General features: G+C 43.0%; 3 protein-coding genes. All 3 read right to left on the bottom strand.

The window, feature by feature from the left end:
- Positions 1-288: 288 nt before the first annotated feature.
- On the bottom strand, positions 289-711 hold the full coding sequence (locus CXF78_RS17700; protein WP_102037497.1) for a hypothetical protein: 423 nt from the start codon (positions 709-711) through the stop codon (positions 289-291).
- A gap of 840 nt (positions 712-1,551) precedes the next feature.
- Complete coding sequence (locus tag CXF78_RS17690) at positions 1,552-2,907, bottom strand: sensor histidine kinase (protein WP_102037498.1); 1,356 nt, start codon at positions 2,905-2,907, stop codon at positions 1,552-1,554.
- Between the two features lie 2 nt (positions 2,908-2,909).
- Positions 2,910-3,403, bottom strand: a 494-nt coding sequence (locus CXF78_RS17685) for an AAA-type ATPase lid domain-containing protein (protein ID WP_308302274.1), incomplete at its 5' end; no start/stop codon positions are given.

The following is a 3,403-nucleotide window of genomic DNA, read 5'->3' as shown; positions in this document are numbered from 1 at the left end:
CGATGGTACATCTGATGTGAATGGATTCACGAATGTCGTGATGGCAGGATGCCAAGGAACGACCTGTACCGCGAAAGCTAGCAGGCATCTGATTGACAGGATGTCGGAATGCCTTGAAGCACATGGATGTGCGGGAAAGGCCATGGCCAGCTCACGCTATTTTCTTCAACGGCCTCAAGTTCAGTGTTGAATTCAAGCTTTTGCAAGCGTTACTAACTCGTTTGTGGACAGAAACGAGTTAGTAACGAGCACTGTAAAAGGCGGGAAATAGCAAGGAACGAGCACAAGTTAACTACTTTGCTTAATAGCCTTTATTAAATTTTTTGGATCGTTTGTACCCAGACAAACCGTTGTGCCATCTTTAAGTTTTAATTCAACAGCCGTTAGACCAGAAACATTATATAACCATCCGGTTGAGATTAACCGAATTCCAAGCCCGTAGTACCATTTTGTTCTTATCTCTTGCGCAGACTCAATTTCAGATATCTTTATTGATTTATTCCAAAATTTTGGGCCAAAAAACCATTTTATCTCTCCATCTTCAACTTTGATTGTTAATGCTGAAAAAAGAATTGAAACCAAACCTACGATTAAATAAGCAAATCCAATCGGTTCGGTAGGTTGAGTTACCGAAGCAAAGATAAGCACTAATGTTACAACTCCCATAACAGAAAGCATCGCGATTCCAAGCTGAGTGTTTTTATACTGCATGACAAGCTCCTTTTACAGTTAACGTTTTAGTATTTATGCGTTGCGCTGTTTGCGACGCATAAATCGCTTGTTGGATCTGGGCGATGCCGTACCTAACTTTAATCTGTATGTTTTATTCTATAGAAATTTGCTTTTTTACGGTAGTCATTTTTTATACCACACCTTGGCTAATCTTTTGTTATAATTGCATATTTAAGAAATGTTTTCGATATTATAGCTTTTATATTGCCCGGTTATGAGTTTACCCAGATATACCTTGCTGACACGTTTTGGGGCAATAAACGTGTCAGATATACTGACTTTAAAAGGGACAAATTCAACTCTGAACTTGAGGCCGTTGAAGAAAATAGCGTGAGCCTGACAGGACGTCAGGCTAGCTTTCGGTGGCCATGGATGGCCTATCGGAAGCGGTAGCATTTTCGAATAAGGCTGAGGCAGTTACCCAATAAAGTCAAAAGCTGGATCAATCCCCATGGCGACCTTTTCGCTGTTTGAAAATGTTGCGGGGCGGCGGGGTGATCCAAGAGGGAACAGCCGTTGGTTTCCTTTTGGTCTGGTGTGGGTGAAGCGCCACGACGTTAGTGGCCGCAGGCCATAAGAACAAAACGACAAAACGACAAAACGACAAAAACTAACACCTGGATCCCGGCTCAAAAGCATTACCGGGAAGACGATTAAATTACCCTGCGTAAGTTGACAACTTACTACCTAAATCTGGTGTGGGTGAAGCGCCACGACGTTAGTGGCCGTAGGCCATATTTGAAAAACGCTTTAAGGCTTCAACTCTCTTTTTGAAAATATAACTCAAAACAATCAAACTTGATTAAAAATTAGTAAGTGTTAGCCCTGCTGTACAGGCAACCATACTTTTACGCTTAAACCGCCTTCTACGCGGTTTTGCATGCTAATTCGGCCACCGTGGGCTTCAATAATTTCACGGCATAATGGCAAGCCAATGCCCGTACCGGATTGTTTAGTTGAGTAAAACGGTAACAAGGCTTGCGACAACACCTCGCTAGACATCCCACTCCCCTGATCTTCTACTTTAACTAATAACCCTTTAACAGGATGAGTCACTTCCTCAAACATTAACGACACTGTGTCTGCCACTGCGCCAGACTCGTGGGCATTTTTAAGCAGATTGATAAAGACTTGTTCTAATTGCACTGCATCGAGTTTTATCGGCTTAACCGGTAAAGGTGATAACAGATTAAATGGGTATTGCTGCGCTAATTGCTGGGTCATCTTAGTCCAATCAATCAAAGCTTTTTGTGGCAGCGGCAATTTAGCAAACTGAGCATAATGAGAGATAAATTGGCTCAGGTGTGTGGTGCGATTTTCGATGGTATCAAAAATCAATTGCAGCTTACTGTTGTCTAAGTGCTGGGTTAAAAACTTACCTGAGTTAACCATAGACGCTATGGGCGCGACCGAGTTATTAAGCTCGTGGCTGATAATGCGTATCACCTTTTTCCACACTGCCACCTCTTGGCGGTTAAGTTCTTTGGTGAGTTGTTTAAGCAAAATTAAATGGTGCTGCTGATTGTTTTGAGTAAAGCGGCCACGAGAGATATGCCAGGTTTCAACGTCGCTACTATCAGCATCAGTATTAGAATGACTATCAACACCATCTGCCCCGCTACCGCCCATCGAAAACAGACCTTCTTGCTCACTGCTTAACGCCGCTTTAAGCGTGTCGGGTAACATCACCACAAGATCAGGTAACAACATGCCTTCTACTTTGACGCCCTGATTAAACAAATGCCTTGCAGCGCCATTGGCGTAAATGACTCGCTGGGAATCATCAATTAATAGCATGACATTAGGTGAGTTCTGAATCACTTTATCGAGCATTAACTCGCGCTGATAAATAAACTGTCGCTCACTACGCAATTTTGCCGATGCTTGGTTATATAAGCTCACTAGCGCATCTAATTGTGGTTCGCCGTAGGGATGCAGCGACACACTAAAATCATTATCTTTAAAGTTAAGTAGACCGATTTCCAGTGCTTGCAGACTTTCACTTAATCGCCTTGTTAGCCACATACTGCAAAAATAACACACCGCCAGCATCACAATAATAGCTAACCATAAGGTGTCATCACCCAATGTAAGCCACACTAAAGCGCCTGACATCGTCCCCAAAAGGCAGCTCAACATGTTACTGAGCAGCAATTTAGTGCGCAGTGATAACATCATTATTTAGTCACCCTAAGGCCGTATTTCTCCATACGGCGATAAAGGGCTTGTCGGCTTAAGCCAAAGGATTTTGCTACTCTGGCAATGACGCCATTGTATTGCACTAAGGCGTCTTCTAGCTGTTGCTTATCAGGTTCGCAAATCGACTGAGTATCATCAATGCCCTGTTCTTGTTGACCAAGTTGATGTTCAACAACAAGCGCATGCTGGGTAGCTGCGCCGCCATTAGCTATCGCCATCAAGCCAAAGTCATCAATCGTTAATAGTGGTGACTTAGCTAACAGCGCCGCCCTTTTGCAGGCATTTTCTAATTCACGCACATTACCCGACCAACTATGATTAATTAACGCCTGCTGGGTCGACTTATCAAGGCTAAAATTGGCACCAATAAAGTGTTTCACTAACGGTAAAATATCGTCCTGGCGTTGATTCAATGGTGATATGGCTAGCTCAATGACATTTAAGCGATAAAATAAGTCTTCTCGAAAACGCC

It is taken from the genome of Shewanella sp. 11B5 (assembly GCF_002836795.1).
In the GTDB taxonomy this organism is placed as follows: domain Bacteria; phylum Pseudomonadota; class Gammaproteobacteria; order Enterobacterales; family Shewanellaceae; genus Shewanella; species Shewanella frigidimarina.
The sequence above is the reverse complement of the archived record's forward strand: the minus strand, read 5'-3'. Positions and strand labels throughout refer to the sequence as shown.

Bases quoted from the DNA above. Each gene is read 5' to 3' on its own strand.
- CXF78_RS17690 (WP_102037498.1), bottom strand. From the start codon at position 2,907: ATGTTATCACTGCGCACTAAATTGCTGCTCAGTAACATGTTGAGCTGC.
- CXF78_RS17700 (WP_102037497.1), bottom strand. From the start codon at position 711: ATGCAGTATAAAAACACTCAGCTTGGAATCGCGATGCTTTCTGTTATG.